Source organism: Paraburkholderia nodosa DSM 21604, assembly GCF_000519185.1.
Classification (GTDB): Bacteria; Pseudomonadota; Gammaproteobacteria; order Burkholderiales; family Burkholderiaceae; genus Paraburkholderia; species Paraburkholderia nodosa.
Genome location: NZ_JAFA01000002.1, coordinates 1 through 17,804, shown reverse-complemented (window position 1 = coordinate 17,804; position 17,804 = coordinate 1). Strand labels below are relative to the sequence as shown.

General features: G+C 59.7%; 18 protein-coding genes. 7 read left to right on the top strand and 11 right to left on the bottom strand.

All coding sequences use genetic code 11. The annotated features are described in order from the left end of the window. Positions 1–3: 3 nt before the first annotated feature. The 4 genes from A3CW_RS0102620 to hyfB are packed head-to-tail and all read right to left on the bottom strand — an operon-like array spanning position 4 to position 5,070. The gene (locus tag A3CW_RS0102620) at positions 4–1,467 is read right to left on the bottom strand and encodes a hydrogenase 4 subunit F (protein WP_028202179.1); all 1,464 of its coding nucleotides are present in this window, start codon (positions 1,465–1,467) and stop codon (positions 4–6) included. Further along, positions 1,460–2,119, bottom strand: coding sequence for a formate hydrogenlyase (locus A3CW_RS0102615; protein ID WP_028202178.1), 660 nt, complete (start codon positions 2,117–2,119; stop codon positions 1,460–1,462). Before A3CW_RS0102615 ends, A3CW_RS0102620 begins: the two co-directional genes overlap by 8 nt. Then, positions 2,120–3,070: a respiratory chain complex I subunit 1 family protein gene (locus tag A3CW_RS0102610; protein WP_028202177.1), complete on the bottom strand. Its 951-nt coding sequence runs from the start codon at positions 3,068–3,070 to the stop codon at positions 2,120–2,122. Further along, entirely contained in the window at positions 3,064–5,070 is a 2,007-nt protein-coding gene (hyfB, locus tag A3CW_RS0102605; RefSeq protein WP_028202176.1) for a hydrogenase 4 subunit B, read from the bottom strand. Before hyfB ends, A3CW_RS0102610 begins: the two co-directional genes overlap by 7 nt. A 250-nt stretch (positions 5,071–5,320) precedes the next feature. On the opposite strand from hyfB, the gene A3CW_RS0102600 reads away from it, so the two are divergent. Both A3CW_RS0102600 and A3CW_RS0102595 read left to right on the top strand, forming a co-directional pair. Further along, positions 5,321–6,088 (top strand): YoaK family protein, encoded by a 768-nt coding sequence (locus tag A3CW_RS0102600; protein WP_028202175.1) that lies wholly within the window; start codon positions 5,321–5,323, stop codon positions 6,086–6,088. Between the two features lie 233 nt (positions 6,089–6,321). Continuing rightward, a complete protein-coding gene (locus A3CW_RS0102595) occupies positions 6,322–6,519 on the top strand; it encodes a ribbon-helix-helix protein, CopG family (protein WP_028202174.1) in 198 nt (65 codons plus the stop codon). A 24-nt stretch (positions 6,520–6,543) separates the two neighbouring features. Here the strand turns inward: A3CW_RS0102595 and A3CW_RS0102590 are convergent, their stop codons facing one another. Both A3CW_RS0102590 and A3CW_RS0102585 read right to left on the bottom strand, forming a co-directional pair. Further along, complete coding sequence (locus tag A3CW_RS0102590) at positions 6,544–7,380, bottom strand: fused MFS/spermidine synthase (RefSeq protein WP_028202173.1); 837 nt, start codon at positions 7,378–7,380, stop codon at positions 6,544–6,546. A gap of 68 nt (positions 7,381–7,448) precedes the next feature. Then, positions 7,449–7,793, bottom strand: a complete 345-nt coding sequence (locus A3CW_RS0102585) for a zinc ribbon domain-containing protein YjdM (protein ID WP_028202172.1) — start codon at positions 7,791–7,793, stop codon at positions 7,449–7,451. A 180-nt stretch (positions 7,794–7,973) separates the two neighbouring features. On the opposite strand from A3CW_RS0102585, the gene A3CW_RS0102580 reads away from it, so the two are divergent. The 4 genes from A3CW_RS0102580 to A3CW_RS0102565 are packed head-to-tail and all read left to right on the top strand — an operon-like array spanning position 7,974 to position 9,813. After that, positions 7,974–8,420, top strand: coding sequence for a hypothetical protein (locus tag A3CW_RS0102580; protein ID WP_028202171.1), 447 nt, complete (start codon positions 7,974–7,976; stop codon positions 8,418–8,420). 35 nt (positions 8,421–8,455) lie between these two features. Further along, complete coding sequence (locus tag A3CW_RS0102575; RefSeq protein WP_028202170.1) at positions 8,456–8,719, top strand: HPr family phosphocarrier protein; 264 nt, start codon at positions 8,456–8,458, stop codon at positions 8,717–8,719. A 5-nt stretch (positions 8,720–8,724) separates the two neighbouring features. Further along, entirely contained in the window at positions 8,725–9,537 is an 813-nt protein-coding gene (locus A3CW_RS0102570) for a fused MFS/spermidine synthase (RefSeq protein ID WP_028202169.1), read from the top strand. A gap of 54 nt (positions 9,538–9,591) precedes the next feature. Next, positions 9,592–9,813 (top strand): hypothetical protein, encoded by a 222-nt coding sequence (locus A3CW_RS0102565; protein WP_028202168.1) that lies wholly within the window; start codon positions 9,592–9,594, stop codon positions 9,811–9,813. A gap of 921 nt (positions 9,814–10,734) precedes the next feature. Here the strand turns inward: A3CW_RS0102565 and A3CW_RS44970 are convergent. The 5 genes from A3CW_RS44970 to A3CW_RS0102535 form a co-directional block, all read right to left on the bottom strand. Further along, positions 10,735–11,328 carry a DUF2182 domain-containing protein gene (locus tag A3CW_RS44970; RefSeq protein WP_051481178.1) on the bottom strand — a complete coding sequence of 198 codons (594 nt, stop codon included), beginning with the start codon at positions 11,326–11,328 and terminating at the stop codon, positions 10,735–10,737. A 214-nt stretch (positions 11,329–11,542) separates the two neighbouring features. Next, positions 11,543–12,187, bottom strand: a complete 645-nt coding sequence (locus tag A3CW_RS50725; protein ID WP_211254028.1) for a DNA-binding protein — start codon at positions 12,185–12,187, stop codon at positions 11,543–11,545. Positions 12,188–12,191: 4 nt separating this feature from the next. After that, the gene (locus A3CW_RS0102545; RefSeq protein WP_028202166.1) at positions 12,192–13,382 is read right to left on the bottom strand and encodes an XRE family transcriptional regulator; all 1,191 of its coding nucleotides are present in this window, start codon (positions 13,380–13,382) and stop codon (positions 12,192–12,194) included. Then, entirely contained in the window at positions 13,375–14,751 is a 1,377-nt protein-coding gene (locus A3CW_RS0102540) for a 7-cyano-7-deazaguanine synthase (protein ID WP_028202165.1), read from the bottom strand. Before A3CW_RS0102540 ends, A3CW_RS0102545 begins: the two co-directional genes overlap by 8 nt. Beyond that, a complete protein-coding gene (locus A3CW_RS0102535; protein ID WP_028202164.1) occupies positions 14,748–15,323 on the bottom strand; it encodes a hypothetical protein in 576 nt (191 codons plus the stop codon). The genes A3CW_RS0102540 and A3CW_RS0102535 overlap by 4 nt, the downstream gene beginning before the upstream one ends. A gap of 912 nt (positions 15,324–16,235) precedes the next feature. Here A3CW_RS0102535 and A3CW_RS0102530 point away from each other — a divergent pair. After that, the gene (locus A3CW_RS0102530; protein ID WP_028202163.1) at positions 16,236–17,681 is read left to right on the top strand and encodes an IS1182 family transposase; all 1,446 of its coding nucleotides are present in this window, start codon (positions 16,236–16,238) and stop codon (positions 17,679–17,681) included. Positions 17,682–17,804: the final 123 nt, after the last annotated feature.

The window sequence follows — 17,804 nt, the reverse complement described above, 5'->3', positions numbered from 1 at the left end:
GCTTCAGCCTCCCAGCATCGTCGCGGCCTGGCGATACCACGTTGCCAGGTAAGGCGGCACGTAAAGACCGAGCATCAGCCCGAGGCCCAGATGAACGAATACCGGTAGCAGTGCGGGGCGATGCTCGAGCGGTTTTGCCGTTGTCGTGCCACCAAACACCATCCGCTGCACGCGCGCGAAGATTGCCGCAAATGCGACGGCGAGGCCGAGCAGGAGCAGGGGGGCCGTCCAGGGTATCGTGTTCATGGCAGTCGTCAGGATCAGGAACTCGCTTGCGAACACGCCGAACGGCGGCAGGCCGAGAATCGCAAGCGCGCCGAGCATCATCCCCCAGCCGACGGTCGGGCTGACCTGCAGCAGCCCGCGAATCCCATCGATCGCCTGCGTGCCTGCCTTTTGCGCCGCGTGACCCACGGTGAAGAAGATGGCCGACTTGACGAGCGAATGGACGGTCATGTGAAGGAGCCCGGCAAACGTCGCGATCGGACCACCAAGTCCGAACGCAAAGGTCATCAGCCCCATGTGCTCGATCGAGGACCAGGAGAACAGCCGCTTGACGTCTTTCTGGCGGAACAGCGAGAACGAGGCAACCAGCACCGACACGAGCCCGAACCCGACCAGCAACCGCCCAGGCAGACCATTGCCCAGTGCGCCGTCGGCAAGCACCTTGCAGCGCAGTACAGCGTAAAGCGCGACGTTCAGCAGCAGCCCCGAAAGCACGGCCGAAATCGGCGTCGGGCCTTCGGCGTGTGCGTCCGGTAACCAGCTATGCATCGGTACCAGTCCGACCTTGGTGCCGTAGCCCACGAGCAGGAACACGAAGGCGATCGATACGATGTTCGGGTCAAGGTGCGTCCTGGCGGCGGCCAGGCTCGTCCAGAGCAGCGCATCACCATCGGTCAGCTGTCGGCTCGCAGCGAGGTAAAGCAGGATCGTGCCGAACAATGCCTGCGCGATGCCGACGCCGCACAGGATGAAATATTTCCAGGCAGCCTCGAGGCTCGCGGCGGTGCGATAGACGCTGACGAGCAGCACGGTTGCGAGTGTGGCGGCTTCCATCGCGATCCACAGCACGCCGAGATTATTGGTCAGCAGCGCAAGCAGCATGGCGAAGATGAAAAGCTGGTACATGCTGTGATAGAGCCGCATGCGCGTTGCCGTCATCCGGCCGCGCGCCTCTTCGACCTGCATGTACGGCCGCGAGAACAGTGACGTCGTCCAGCCGACGAATGCGGTCAGCGCGACGAGGTACACGTTGAGCGGATCGACAAAAAATGCCCGTCCGAACGCAAACGACGGGCCGTGCTCGACGGTGCGCGCGGCGAGTACGAGCGTGGCTGCAAACGTCGCGAAGCTGAAGGCGACGTTCAGATGACGCGCGACACGGCTCGCTCGCGTGAGCGCCAGGCGGGCGGCGGCCACGAGCGGAATGCCTAATACGGCGAGCAGGACGTGGGCGTCACTCATCCCTGAGTTTCTCGATGTGATGGATGTCCAGGCTGTCGAACTGCTCCCGGATCTGGAACATGAACACGCCCAGAATCAGGAGCCCAACCAGCACGTCCAGCCCGATGCCGAGTTCCACGATCATCGGCATGCCGTTGGTCGCGGCCGTTGCGGCGAAGAACAGCCCGTTCTCCATCGACAGGAAGCCGATCACCTGGGGAATTGCCTTCGCGCGCGTGATCATCGCCATGAATGACAGCAGCACGCACGCGAGCGCGATGCCGAGGGTGCCGTGCGCGACCGAGGTCGCGAGCTGGCTGATTGGCGAGGCGACGTTGAACGCAATGATGACCAGCACGATGCCAATCAGCATCGTCGTCGGAATGTTGATGAGCGGTTCGACATCGGCCCGGACGTCGAGCCTGCGAACGAGCCGGTACAGGATCCACGGAATCACGCCGACCTTCAGCACGAGCGTGAGGCCGGCGGACACGTACAGGTTTGGATCGCCCGTCACAAATCCGAGGATCAGGTTTGCCAGCACGAGCGCGACACCCTGCAGCGTATAGAGGTGAATCAGCGAGAGGATGCGGCGCTGGCTCAGCATCGCGAACGATAACGCGAGCAGAACGGCTGCGAGGAAGTTGATGAGTTGCGTCGCGTAACCGTGCATTCATGCCCCCAGCAGAATATGCACGAGCATACCGATGACCGCGAGCAGGAAAGCGGTGGCGAGAAACTCGGGAACGCGGAAAATGCGCATTTTCGCGTTGGTGGTTTCGACTGCGGCAAGCGCTGCACCGCCTACCATCAGCTTGATGAAGAGCGCGGGCAACGCGAGCAGGAGTGCAAACGGGTTGCCTGCCCCGGCGATGCCCCACGGTACGAACAACGCCAGGCCAATGCACGAGTACGCGAACAGCTTGAGGCTCGCGGCCCATTCCATCAGCGCGAGGTGCCGTCCTGAATATTCGAGGATCAGCGCCTCGTGGATCATCGTCAGTTCGAGGTGGGTGGCTGGGTTGTCGACGGGCAAGCGAGCGTTTTCGGCGAGTGACACCAGCGTGAACGCAATACCCGCGAAAGCCAGGCTCGGATAGATGGTGAGCTCGCCCCGGCCGAGCGTCGCGACGATGCTTGTGAGCAGTGTCGACTGCGTGATCAGCGAGGCAGAGAACAGGACCATGAGCAGCGCGGGCTCTGCGAGGAAGCCGATCAGCATCTCGCGGCGGGCGCCGAGCGTGCCGAAGGCGGTGCCGGTGTCCATCGCAGCGAGCGACAACGCAACGCGCGCGAGCGCAAACAGGCCGACGAGCGCGATCGCGTCCGCTGCAGGCGACAGCGGCAGTTCAGTCGACAGCGTGGGTACGATCGCACACGCAAGCGTCATCGCGGCCCAGACGACGTAAGGTGCACCACGGAACACGGGACTTGCGTTGTACGCGACAACCGATTCCTTGTTGAACAGCTTATGGAGCATCCGGTATGGCTGCCAGATGGATGGTGCACGCCGGTTCTGCAGCCATGCACGGCACTCGTTGATCCAGCCCGTGAGCAGGGGGGCGCCGGCAAGCGCCACGACAATCTCGAGGGCCTGCGAGATCACGCCGGATACGCTTACCATCTTCTCACCAGCATCAGGAGCAGGATCAGTACGGCGAAACTGTAGGTCAGGTACACGGCGATCCTGCCTGTCTGCAGCCGGCCGGCCCATTGTGCTGCCCGTTGCGTGATTGCCGCGATACGGTCGTAGATCAGGGACCACGTACGGTCGGTGACGGATACGCGGTAGACCGGTTGCGCGTCGTAGGGCGACGGCAATTGCCGCTCGACGCGTAGGAGCGGCGCGAAAATCTCCCGGATTGGTTGCCCGAAGCCTTCGGCCGTGTCCTGCATGCGTGCTGTCGTGAACGGAAAGCCGCAGCTCCAGGGTGGCGCGCGCCGCAGCCGGCCGTGGTAGAAGCGCCGTACCAGGACCCAGGCGAGAGCGCAACAGGCAATGAAGAAAAGCATGAACACGGCGGGCATGTAACTTGCCCGGGCGGTCGACACCGGAGCGAACAGCAGCCAGCCCTGGTTGTTCGCAGCGACGCCGCTCCCAACCAGCGTACGCGTGACCGGGTCCAGTACCTTGACGAACTGAACGGGCATCAGCCCGAGCAGCACGCTGACCACCGCGAACCAGCAGAACGCGAGCCGTTCCCATGCGTTCGCGTCGCGCGCGCGGGCCAGTTTCGCTTCCCTCGGCTGCCCGAGGAACACGATGCCAAAGAACTTGACCATCGTGTAGCCGGCGAGCGCTGCCGACATCGCGACCAGCGCGGCCACGATCGGCACCGTCATGGCGAGCACGGAATTGGGCAAGCCCGGCGCGAACAGGAAACTCTGCAGCAGGAGCCACTCCGCGACGAAACCGCTCAGCGGCGGCAGGCCTGCGCTGGCTGCGACGCCGGCGAGCACGGCCCACGCGGTCCACGGCATGAAGCGGATCAGGCCGCCCAGCCTGCCAAGGTTGCGCTCCCCGGTAGCATGCAGCACAGCACCCGTACCCAGGAACAGAAGGCTCTTGAAACACGCGTGTGCGGCGATCTGGTAGAGCATCGCGGTCAGCGCCAGGGCCGACAGAAGCGGCATGCCGCAGGCACGAAACAGCACCGCGAGTCCGAGCGCGGCAATCATCAGGCCAACGTTGTCGATCGACGAATACGCGAGCAGGCGCTTCATGTCGACCTGGATCGTGCTGAACACCACGCCAAGCAGCGTGGTGCCGACGCCGAGCACAAGCAGCAGCACACCCCACCACGCGATCTGCACGTGCAGCAGGTCGAACACGGTGCGCAGCATGCCGTACAGGCCGACTTTCAGCACGAATCCACTCAGGAGCGCCGACACGGGCGACGGCGCCGCCGGATGGGCCTCGGGCAGCCAGACATGCAGCGGGAACACGCCGGCCTTGGCGCCGAATCCGATCAGGGCGAACAGGAACGCGAGCGATGCCCAGAATGTGTCGGGCGACTGAGCCCGCATGTTGGCGAAGGTGTAGTCGCCGGTACGAGCCTGCAGAATGCCGAAGCAAAGGAGCAGTGCGAGCGCGCCGACGTGCGAAATCAGGAAATACAGGTAGGCGGCGCGACGGATTTCCCCGATCCGGTGGTTGGTCATCACCAGGAACGTGGCAGACAGCGTCAGCGTTTCCCAGGCAACCATGAACGCGTAGGCGTCGTCTGCGACGAGCACAAGCGCGATGCTTGCGACACACACGTGATATTCGAAACAGATCAGCCCAGGCGCCGTCCCTTCGCCTTTGCGGAAATAGCCTGCAGAGAAGGCGCCGATGCCTGCGGTGACGACACCGAGCACGAAAAGGAAATAGCCAGACAGCCGGTCGAGGCGCAGATGAAACGGAAGACCGGGCAGGCCGACCGGCAGCACGAGGGGGGACGGTTCAGCGAAGATGCCGGCAAGTCCTGCCACGCCCAGCAGCAACCCAGCCAGTGCGCCAAGCGGAAACAGACCGTGTGCGACAAGTCGCGTGCGATGCAGCACCCCAAGGCCCAGCGCGCCGACTGCGAGCCAGGCAGCCACGACCAGCAGGACGAAATGCACGCCAGACACGCTTGCCATCCGGATTGTCTCCAGTGCGCTCGGATTGGACGAGGGGCATGGACCGAGCCCGGCACGCCGGATCAGTCTTGCGCATAATATTACATCGAAAGATGCATGTGGCTAGCAGAGTATACTAATGGCGTTATCATGTGAGGCACATGAGGCCAAAAAGACGGGTGCTTCGAGTGGGCAGACGCGCAAGGCGCAGTGCCTCAAAGCCCCATATATCGGATATGTGCCCACATCCGGGCGAACGTCTGAAGATCCTATGCCAGCACAGTATTTTCGAAGCCTCACGGGAAGACGACGCAGCGCAGGCGCAAACCGTCAGCTCGGGTTGTCGCTCGCCTTTGTTGCGGGAGCGGCCAACGCTGGCGGCTACCTCGCGGTCGGACAATACACGTCACACATGAGCGGCATCGTCTCGGCGATCGCCGACCAAACCGCGCTCGGGGATGCTCGTCTTGCGCTTGCCGGTATTGGTGCGCTCGCATCGTTTCTTGTCGGAGCGGGGTGCTCGGCCGTGCTCGTCAACTGGGGGCGACGGCGCAACCTGCAAAGCCAGTACGTCCTGCCGTTGCTGGTAGAGGCCGCGCTGCTCCTCCTGTTCGGCTTGCTCGGCAGCCATCTCGCGCTATGGGAGGCGTTCTTTGTGCCTGTGACCGTGATCCTGCTGTGCTTCATCATGGGGCTGCAGAACGCGACGATTGCGAAGCTGTCGGGCGCGGAGATCCGCACGACGCACATGACCGGCATCGTGACGGACCTCGGGATAGAGTTGGGCAAGCTTTTTTACTGGAACTGGCCGACCGTTGACGCGGATACGCACGCGGTCATCGCGAACCGCGCGAAATTGAGGACGCATGGCACGATGCTGGCTTCTTTTTTCGTCGGCGGTCTGGCAGGCGCGATCGGGTTCAGGCACGTGGGTTACGTGTCGACCGTTCCGCTCGCTGCGGCGCTCGTCACGCTGACGGTTGTGCCTGTAGCCGACGATGTACTCGCGTATGTCTGGAGACAGGGATACAGGCGGTAAGCCCGCATGGGAGGGCGTGCAGGGCGGAGCACAATGGCCTGCGTCGGGGGCCATCAGACGGGGAAACAGCTGGAACCCGCTGTTCCGGCTGTGCCGCTGGGGCCTCGCGGCGCTGGGCTTCAATATTCCGGGAGACGCGTTTGCCGGAACGACCTCGGCCGCTCGCGTGGCCATTGGCATTGAACGCCAGTGTATTATAATTCGATTATCATACTTGCCTTTCCTGCCCCCCAATGGAAACGAAAACCGCGCGCCTGACCATCCTGATCGATCCCGCCAAGAAGGAGGCATTCGAGAAGCTCTGTGCCGCTCAGGATCTGACGTCATCGCAGGTTGTCCGGCAGTTGATCCGCGAATATCTCGAACGTCACGGCGTGACCTACAAGACGAAGAGCGCGCTCGGAAAGCGGGTCGGGCGTAATGCTGACTGAAGCCGCCGGAATCTGCGAGCAGCATCAGGCGCCTTGTTCCCAGTGTGCGTGGCCGTTCTCGCGCCAGACCAACCGCTTGGGGTCGAGGCTCACACCGCCCTTCAGGCGTCTGGCGGTTGCCGGTAGCCTCAGATCATCCGCCCAGGCATACGAGAAGGCGCGGTCCAGCAGGACGCGCGAAGACGGCAAACGGCTTCTGCCTTTCCAGGCGAAAACGACGTAATTGCTGTCGTCCCCGCATCGGACCAATGCGTATGAGGCGCCGAACACGGATTTCAGCCGTTCGACGTAAAGATCCAGCGCGGGTTCGTCATCGGTGAAATTCATTGCGAGTACGCCCGTCTTCGTCAACCGTTCGCGACATGCACCAAAGAACGCGATATCCGTGCACTGGTTCGCGATCCCGCCCGACACGTAGGCGTCAACCAGAATGACATCGGCTGCGGCGCCCTCATTCCGGATGTGGTCTGCACCATCGGCGCACACCACCCTGAAGCGCGCGTCGTCTGCCGGAATCCTGAATACGTCGCGCAGCGCAATGACCTCGGGGTCGATCTCGACCGCAGTGATCTCCACCTCGGGCAGATGCAGATAGCAGTACTTTGCCAGCGAGCCTCCGCCGAGCCCGATCATGCAGATTTGCCTGGGAGCAGGCTGCAACAGCAGGAATCCCATCATCGTGCGCGTGTAGCCGAGCGTGAGCCTGTCCGGCGCACGAAGCGACATGCAGCTCTGGGTGGCAAAGTGATCGAAGTGCAGGGACACGGCGTGCTGCGTTTCCAGCACGAAGGGTCGCCTGTCATTCAGTGGCGTCGAGAGGAACTCGACGAATGCGTCACAGGATGTCGGGTCGCCGTCCATTCTCGATTTATCCGGTAAACAAGGCGTGAAACACCCCCCGCGTTTCGCGTGCGGTGCAGGGCGCTCGGTCAGGCCTTCTTCAGAAAGCAGGCCTTGAGCATGAAGCTGCCGGTATCGGTCCGGCAGTCGATCTCGTGATCGCCACCGACGATCCGGATATTTTTCACCCTGGTACCCATCTTCAGCGTGATCGACGAGCCTTTCACACGCAGATCCTTGGCGAGTACCACCGAGTCACCGTCGGAGAGCACGGTTCCGTTTGCATCCCGGACCACGCGCCTTTCCGGTTCGTCTACGGTGTCGACGCCCCCGACCTCTGACCATTCGTGACCACAGTCCGCGCACACATACAGCGCTCCGTCCGGGTACGTGTTCTCCATTAAGCATTGCGGGCATGCGGGGGTGGCGTTCATTGCGGCTTCCATTGGAACAGGTTCGGGCCAGTCGGGAAAAATAGGGCGCGTCTCGCGGGCACCAATCATTTGACGGCACACAGGGTATTATAATGTAAGGCACATAGTATTGCCTCTGGATTATAATTGCGTTCGCCGCCCTTCAGCGAACTTGCGGGCGGATTCGCTGAGGATGTCGTCATGTTCGATCTGGATGGAGCACTGGTGTTACCTGACCGGCGCCTGGTGCGCTTGCGGGAGATTGCAGGAAGTCGCGGTCTGGTCGCGGTGGGAGTGGGGCGCGGCGGTGAACGCGGGTTCCAGATGGTCCACCGGTTCCACGACGTCGGCGAGCAGCTCGCGGCGGCCGGTATCCACCTGGCCTTCGTTTATCCACGGCAATCGGCCCGGCACGTGCTGGATGCGATCTCGGTCGCCAGTGCGCGCTTCCGGCGTTATCCGTGGCTGCTGCTTGACGTGGACGGTCGTTGTTTCGTGCAGGGTGTATGGCCCCGATCGCTTGAAGCGGTGCACCTGAACCTCGAAATGAAGCGACTTGCCAGCGTCAGCATCGACCTGCAGGTCACGACGTGGGAAGGCGAGCTACGGGCATTTCTCATGGACTGCCAGATCGATATTTCGCACTGAATCCAGGGATCTGTTCTGAGGTTTTGGTAAAGAACATGGCAAAGGTTATGCATTTTCAAACCGGTTCCGGGTGGAACCGGAATGGGGCGTACGCTGCCCGGGATACATTCGTCAATGTGGCACGCCGCTTCGAGAGCGACATCCTGCTGACCGCGAACGGACGCCGTGCCAATGCGAAGGACGGCATGGCAATTGACGCGTTACGGGTGCGCAGCGGGACTGCCGCGCAGGTGCTGGTCGCGGGCCCGGATGAAGACGCGGCACTTCAAGCGCTTTTGCCGCTGCTACAGGGGGGATGAGCCGCATGCCACCTTTTAACTGGTCGCTTCCGGGTTTTCGGGCCTTTCATTCAGGCACTGCTCCAGAGACACCAGGCGTCATGGAATCCGATCATCTCGTCTCGCTGCACCTGGACGGCCGAGGCGTGCAAAGCATCATGCTGCGCGCCGCTCCAGACATGCTCGCACTAGGTTATACGCGCACGATGATGGGATTCCTGCTGTTGCAGCCTGCTCCCAGGCACATCTGCATGATCGGGCTGGGCGGAGGATCAATGGTGAAGTACTGCTGTCGGTATCTGCCAGATGCGAGCATCACCGTAGTCGAGATCAATCCGCAGGTGATCGCACTGCGCGACCGTTTCTGCATCCCACCCGACGATGAGCGGCTGTCGGTCGTTTGCGCGGACGCTGCGCAATACCTGTCGATAACCACGCAAACCTACGACGCGTTGTTGCTCGACGGCTTTAACGCAGACGGTGCGCCTCCTGAGCTCTCTGACGCGGCCTTCTACAAAGCGTGCCATTCGCGGATGAACGACGGTGGCGTGATGGCCGCCAACCTGCTGCGAGAGGATCCCCGGCTGGGGGGCAGTCTCGCCGGGATTCGCGGGACATTCGGCTCATCGGTTGCGCTCGCCTCAGCCGAAGACAGTACAGAAAATATCATTGCATTTGCGTGGAAGAATGGTGCGCCGTTACCGTCACTTGAGGCGCTGATGACGCAGGTGGATCAACACGCCAGGCAGCATGGCGTTGATCTCGTGGAAGCAGCCATACGCATCGAGATCGGTGCGACCTGCGACTGGACACGACAGGGCGCGACGAATTCCGTCTGATCGTGCGTGACCTCGCAATACGCAACGAGTACCTGTTAATTCTTTGGAGAAACGATGAACGACAACGATAAGCTAAATGAGCGAACCATATCCGCGTCCTCAATCTGGGCGCTGGAACGCCTCGCCGAAGTTCGCTACGGGAGAGACGCGCCGGCGCTGGGCTGGTCAGTCACCCGGGAACTGATCAGCGCGGGCTTCGTCGGCTACCCGTCGGGCGCGCGCTCCAGCATTACGATTACGGCTGCCGGACGGGCATTTCTGAAAGACCGGAAATAGATCGTGTCAATTTCACTGGACAGAACGTCCAGTCGAGGCGGCCGAGCCGAAGTAGATTATGGGGTCAGAGATCATTGTCGACATCAGGCGAGTCCATGAGCGGTGCGCACGGGAATATTCGGGAGGGAGTTTCGGGTCCGCGCGAACAGCGCGATCGGCATGAGTCCCAGCATAATCGAAGACATCAGAATTACCGTGTGCAGATCGACGGACATGAGGGCGAAGAGGTGGTGTCATGAAGCGATGAATTGTTGTCGTCGCAACGGGAACGGGTCCGAATGACCCGGATGGCAGACAACTGCATCGACTCACGCGGGTACCGCCACCATGAACGCAGGATGTGCGGCGAGCCCATGTCAGAAACAGGAGACGATGAGCTACGTCATGAACGATCACGCAAGACAAACGCCTGAAGCGGGTTCAATGGTGAGCCCTGGCGGCAGACATTCCGTCAGGTGAGCCATGGTTCGGGATGCGTCGGCGGCAGCGGTGAGCAGCGTAAGCTGCATCGCGTTCACACGTAGCATTGGAGGAGTCAAATGAAGTACCGGGTATTCGAACTAACGTCCGCTGAACTCGCGGAGCTTGCCAAAGACCTGGAGGAATGGGCCGGAAGCAGGGTGCAAGTGACGCAGTTACACGACAACAAGACTACGAACGCAGCGTCCAAGCTCCGCTATGGCTGCCAGGTCGGAGACGACTTCTTTTGCATGTTTCCACGCTGGCGAGCGGCCTGCGAGGGATAACACCGGTGAAGTGCCAGGCACGGTTCCCACAACGTGCCTGACACGCATCCATGGTTTGCCGAGGGTGGTTGCGTGCTTGAGCGTGTACTCGCCGACGGCCTCGAGTGGTCAGGCAGCTGGCGCCCCCGCAGCGCGGGTTATGCCGCCATCGACAGCGGGCATACCGGCGGTGACGTCACGACCTCACGAGGCTGCTGCAACAGCGATACCCCAGCCGACCAGCAGGAGCGCTACCGCGAAAGCGATCCAACGTGTTTGCGGCAGTATCTTTTCGAGCATTGCGCAGATAGACAGCACCGCAGCCGACCCCAAAAAAAAGCACCGCCATGAGTAGTCCGCAGCAGCCCACGCACCAGGTTCCATGGCGAGCTCCCATGATCCAGGCACCGAGGGTGCCGTCGCGCCATTCGGTCAGAAGAAGGCCGAGTGGAGACGTACATTTGCGAAGGTACGCATGTTTTAATGGCGTGAGCTGGAAAGCACCGGCAATGATCAGAGGCGTGCCTCCAAGCAAGGGCGTTGTGCTCACCATCATCGGGGTAACGAGACGAACCTCGAGCATTCCCCACTGGGCGAGCGTCGCCAACACGCTGAATCCGCACCACACCGCGAGGTAGCCGAGCACGAATGCACCCGTGCGTGCATACGGCGATTGCTGCACACGTCGCTGCCGACTGATCGACGCGAAAGTCAGAGCCATCGGCATCACCGACGGGAGCATCATCACGATCCACATGACCAGCACCAGCAGCAGATTAATGGCGCCCAATCCGTCATGCGCGGCATGATGGCCATTGCTGCGCCCACGTTCATATGTGTCTTGCCCCAGCTCATGTACAGCAGCTAGGCCAACGCAATTGCCGCGGCAGCCGTGAGCCCGGTGAGTACGATCACGCGGCCGTGTACCGGCAGCCGGGTTTTGTCGCGGTGCTCCATGGTGCGTTTACCGAGTGCATGCGGATCGCTCCATATTCCCGATATTTTTATCGGGGTGCGGCAGTCGCAACGTGATGCGGTGATATTCCCGCCTCTGTGGACCTGTTCCGACCGTCGAGAAACCGTTCGCGGTACCCAGGAAGGCACGTGCAGTCGCGAGACCGCCCTACGCCTATCAGTGCGATAACGTCGTCCGCACTTTCCAATGGAATGCGCATGCGACCGTCGCGTAGGGCGTGATATAGCGCATCGACGGCATTTTGGACACCAAGTGTTGCGATCACCGTCGGATGCCGAAGAAGGTCTAGCGACCAGTGCGGCAGTAACGTTGGAAGCAGTGCGCCGGCGCGCGTTCGCCCCCTTCGTTCATCAATAACCGGTCGAAGTTGTCTGGAGGCGGCGATGGCAATCGTCGCGGCCTCACCATCGTCCAGCGACGGAGATGTTGATGTCAGTTCTTGGAAAATCAGCTCCTCAGCGTCGGTCAGACCCGCGACAGTAACGATTCGATCTGCCACAAGCGCCTGAAGAAAGTTGTACTCGCCATTTTTACGGCTTCTCTCATGTTCCAGTTCTCCTGCCACGATTTCGGGAACAAGGATATCGTTCGGGATAGCTGAGAGGATTCGTTCGCCATATTTGCACGCGTGAAGGTTAATCAGTACGCTGGTGTCGAGAACCCACTGGTTCACGATATCAATCCGGGAGCTTGAGCAGTTCATCCGTATCCCTTTCCTCAAGCTCGATTTGATCGATAATGCCGCGTACTTCCACTCGGCCTAACTTCAGCAACTCCGCCAATTGTCCTTCCGACATCAATTCGCGCTTCCAGGCGGCATGTACCATCAGGCTCAGGCGGTGGGAGATGGGGCGGTCCGAATCGCTCTTCGCCGGATCTCGGCGTTCAGTCATTTCGCCGAGAACCTCCCGAGCGTGCTCGTCAGTGATGCCGCCATTGTTTTCGAACCAGACCCAGGTTCCCTTCTTGGCAAGGCCTAGTTCCTCAAGCCGGAGGCAGCACGCCTGCCGCGATATGTTGTACTGTTGGGCGAGGAGAATTATTAGACGCCGGGTCGTCTTGCCAGTGATTTGCTTCAATTGTTGGAAGCTTTCCGAGAAACTCTCGGCCGGCGTCAGGAAGGCACGACCAAAAGCGTTGGCGTAGCGCTCGTCCCGAGACAGAAATTTCTCATCTTCTTCGAGCACCTCCGGAGTCTGACGCGTCCCATAGAAGTGGCCGAGTTCATGCGCCGCGGACTGGATGCGCCGGGGTAACGGATGACTAGCGTTGAGAAGAATGCAGGCACCTATGCTTTCATCGTAGTTGAAGAGGCCCGCAACCTTCGAGTTGGAAGCAAGGCGACGCTGATACAGGCGTATGCCAAGATCCAGCTCGATTACCGAGAAAATGTCGGCAATCGGTCCAGGGCCAAGACCAAGCCAGTCGCGCAATTCCTTGGCATGCCTTTCGGCGAGTGCCACAACATCGCCCCCACTGAGACCGCGTTCCGGCGGATAATTTCGTCGGCGCTGGATGCCAAGGATGTTTTCCATTTCAACATCTGCTCTGATCAAGTCGTTGAATAGTCGAATGGCTTCAGCGGTTTGAGTGTCCTCAGTCTCACGTAATTTGCGAAAACGAGGCACTAAGTCGATGTGGACAGCTTCGCGGCGGAGTAGGGCGTTCACAGATACGCCGTAGCGGCGGCCAAGCATCTGGATTTCCTGAATACGCACGCGGCGTACACCCTTCTCGATGGATACGAGCGTGGGTCTGGAAACGCCGATGATCTGAGCGGCGTCTTCTTGCCGGATGGCTGCGTTTTCTCGTGCTATTCGCAGCCGACGTCCGAGTTCCTGAGCAGTCAGCTCATTCAGATCAGCCATAGCGTCCTCCATCCATCCAGTTCTTCAGAAAGCTCTGTTGTCCTTGCGCGGATAGAAATGCTCGCCATTCTTCGGAATGCGATACCAACATCATCTTCAGCTTTTTCAAAGTTTCCTCATAGGTTTCCCCGGTCGCGATCGCGATTTGCGAGGCGTACGCGCGAAGACCGTCATCGGGTCGACCGGCCATGTCTGCAAGATGCTGCAGATGGCGCACACCGACACTTCCATATTCGACCATGATATCTCTATCGGCCTTCTGAGGGATGACCGATAAGGCTTCCTCCACATCGGAGGCGGCGAGGTCGAACACAATATAGGTGTCGCGCGCCTCGCTGACGCCAGCGGCATGCAGACTCAAGCGCCTCAGCAAGCAGGCAGCACACAGGCCGCACTGCTTCTTCTCACCTACATTGACGACACGGCGCGTTTGCCAGCAGGATCGAGTGTTCGTCAGATGTTTTTTAGACTTTCCGGGTATGTGCAAGAATGCGCTTAATGTCTGGCCTTTTGTGAACCAGAGGCGCGGTTGTTCAAAGCTGACCTGGTAGTGTTGCAATGCTCTTATGAACTGCTCCATCTTTCGAAAGAACGTCGGATGGTTGCGATAGTCAGGGTAAACGTTGTACAGCGGAAGCAGCACCGGCCCAAGCGCCCCCTGTCCGCTCTCTGGGACGACAATTCGAGTCACGTTTGAGAGTTGCGCGGCAATCGCTGTTACCGCTGCGAATTGAAATCCGCGTGAGCGGAAGCTACTCTCGCTGCCACGGTATTCCTTGGTCTCGAAGGGAATCTGCGTGAAGTAGCTATCGCCGTCTTTGGGCCGTTGGTAATTTCCGGCAACCCGGATACAAAGGGCTTCGTCTCTTGCGCCGCTCAAAGCCGATACTGCACGCGAGTCCAAGCCATTGCTGTAGGCAACAGCAAAGGTCTTGGTCATACCGAAGTCCAATGGTATCTGTCGCGAGCCGATAGGCGCGGGCGCCTTCGTTTTCACAAAGCTGAATTGCCAGGTGTCGCCGGTCAGATGGTTCAAGACACCCTGGAGGCTGTTCAGAACCTCCGGCTGCTGCCAGCTCTCGGGTTCGGCAACGGGAAGAGTCACATGCAAGATCCGGCGCCAGTTCAGTGGCCGCTTCCAGCGGCGATCAGCGAACTCCACGGCGGCACAAAGAACCAGCATCTCGTAGTGAATTGGCTTGCACCCCTCGACGTCAAAGCTATTGAGAGCTGACGGATCAAAGCAGATGTGCCGGCCGATTTCCGCAATTTCGGCATCCTTCGGGACGGCGCGACCGCGCTTCTGCCCATTCTCGAGAACAACCAGACGCTTTTCCGATCTAGCTGGTTTGTTGACGCTAGTGCTCATTCTTCGGGGCCCTCATCTACGCCGCTTTTCTTATGAAGCGCTTCGCTAAATGCGCGCTTGTTGCCGGAGGCCAAAGCAGCGCAGAGCTCGTCAGGCTTGATGGCAGAAAAGGATTCTTGGTTTCGCTCAAGCCCCTTGCGATAGTCCTCGTGCTTCATGTCCCCACGATCGCGGGCGCGAATGCAGTGTTCGTCGAGTCGATTCTTGGTGGTGCCAATCCATTCTCTTGCCGTGTTCCCCAACGCTTGATCAAGTGCTTTCTCCGGCGATATCTGATCCCTGAGATTGGCGATCAAATGCCTGCTCAGAGATTCGGACAGAAACGACCTGGGGTGGCGATCAAAGATTGTCTCAATCGCTGCCACAGGGTCGAGGTCCATTTGGGGGCGCTGGGCATGCGCACTGAGTTCGCCTAAAAGGGGATGAAAGGTCTTCATGTCTACGTCGCGAATCATGCTGTGGCAAGCCTGCGCCATGCGCTCTTCAGCACTGGTGGCGTCGCTAACCAGCCTTTGGCCGTATACCTTCCAGCGACTAGTTAATGCGACATTTCTGAATGGTCCGTCAGACATAGCGCCCTCCCATGTCAGCAATGTACGAGTTAAATCTGACAATGTCAACACACGGGTTAAATAATCTGACATTGCGCTGAGTCAAGGTCGAAGGCGGAGGAGAGCGCTGACGATCGGCCTCTGCGGTGGGACAGGCGAATCCCGCTGGGTCGGTAAAAAGCGCTGGATGTAAGACTGCCATCGCGGAGTCAGATTCCGGGTCGGAAAGTCCGGCGTGGGTTGTCAAATTGGCAGCGTCATTGACAGTGGAGGTGGAGATCGACGTGACGTTCTACGTTTTGGATGAGATCGTTCGGGAGAGATGGCGCCGGATGCGCAAAGAGTCCGGCGGAAGACGAACATCGAAATGAAGGCTTTGTTCTGACCGGTGGTGGTGCTGAAACCGATGTGCGCCCGGCCAGATGGGATGCAGACGTCGAAATCGCTCCCGTCAGGTACGAGATTGACTTCGACGAACTGCGGCCAGAATGCCGTCCAGATTGGGCGTGTGTCAGGGTAGGAAATTGCCGCGATCATTCTGGTCGCGGCGGATGCAGCGATTCGATAGCGTTCGCTTTTGCGGAGAAGCCATCCGGCTTCTGCGGGGCTCTAGTTTGGCTTCTGTAAATTTCGCCGCTGCGGAGAGCAGCTGGTAACATCCTTAGGCCACATTCAATCTGGGGCTGGCCGTTGCTGTCAGGGGATCTATAAGATCGGCCCATTGTTGGGCAAGGTCGCGCCTCTCAGAGAGATACTTCGTCGCATTGGTGTAAGCTAATTTGACCTTGTTGCGCTCAACGTGGCTCAGATAGCATTCGATGACCTCGGAACGCCACCGGCCACTTTCATACGCCCATACTGCGATCGACCCAGCCTGTGTGAAAACGCGTTGGTCGCCTAAACTGAATCAACGCACTGAGATCCGGGTGACTCATGAAGCGATTCGTTGAAGGCGATGACCGCAAACAGGTCGCACTACTTCCCGAATGTGTCGATGACTACATCGGCGCAGATAACCCAGTCAGAGTCATAGACGCCTTCGTCGACGAGTTGGACCTCGCGGAACTGGGCTTCACCGGCATCAAGCCGGCGACCACCGGACGTCCCTCCTATCACCCCGGTGTGATGCTCAAGATCTACATATACGGCTATCTGAACCGGATACCATCCAGTCGGCGCCTGGAGCGCGAGTGTCAGCGCAATGTCGAGCTAATGTGGCTAACAGGCCGTCTCGCTCCGGACTTCAAGACGATCGCAGATTTTCGCCGCGAGAGTGGCACAGCCATTCGCAATACATGTCGGCGTTTCGTCGAACTGTGTCGCGGACTAAAGCTGCTGTCCAGCGACATGGTGGCCATCGACGGCAGCAAGTTCAAGGCATCAAATAGCCGGGACCTGAATTACACAACGGGCAAGCTCGACAAGCGCCAGCGGCAGATCGAGGAGAGTGTGCAGCGATACCTCGACCTGATTGAAACGGCAGACAGAACCAGCGCAACAGGTTTCGCTCCAAAGACCGTTCGACTGTACGAGAAGATCGCCCGCTTGCGCCTGCAGATGCGTGAACTTGCACAGATCAGGAAGCAGCTAGAGAAACAACCGGAGAAGCAACTGTCGATGACTGATCCCGACGCGCGCTCCATGGCGACAAGCGGAAGAGGCTCCGGCATAGTGGGCTATAACGTGCAGGCGGCAGTGGATACGAAACACCATCTGATCATTGAGCACGAGGTAACCAATGTCGGAAACGACCACGGACAACTCAGCAGAATGGCGATCTCTGCAAAGCACGCGATGGGCAGATTGAAGCTGAAGGTTGTCGCTGACCGGGGGTACTTCAGCGGGCCGGAGATAAGGGCATGTGAGCTGAACGACATCCGTGCATACGTTCCCAAGCCACTCACATCGGCATCACGGAAGAAAGGTCTGTTCACCAAAGCCGACTTTGTCTATGAGGCAAGAGGCGATGTGTATCGATGTCCTGCCGGCGAGAGAGCTATCCATCGCTTCACTACCGTTGAAAATGGCCTGAATCTAAGGGTTTACTGGCCGAGTGCCTGCCCGCGTTGCCCTATGAAACGGCGATGTTCCCCCAGCGACTATCGCCGCATCCGAAGATGGGAACACGAAAATATACTGGAAGCCATGGAGCGACGGCTCGACAGGAAACCCGATGCAATGACCGTCCGTCGAAGCACGGTCGAACATGTCTTCGGTACGCTCAAGCACTGGATGGGCCCCGCACACTTCCTGACCAGAACGCTCGGGCGAGTGAGCACCGAGATGAGCCTCCACGTGTTGGCCTACAACCTGAAACGCGTCATGAACATACTTGGCGTAGCGGGAATGATGAAAGCCATGAAGTTGGCGGTAGGCTGAAGCCCCGAGGGGCGTTGTTGTACTTGCGACGTCCGATTAGCGCAAAATCGGCGTATCGAACTCGATCGATCTGATTGCCTACCGCTTACATTCGGGAAAAATTGGGGTTTCCACACACTCTGG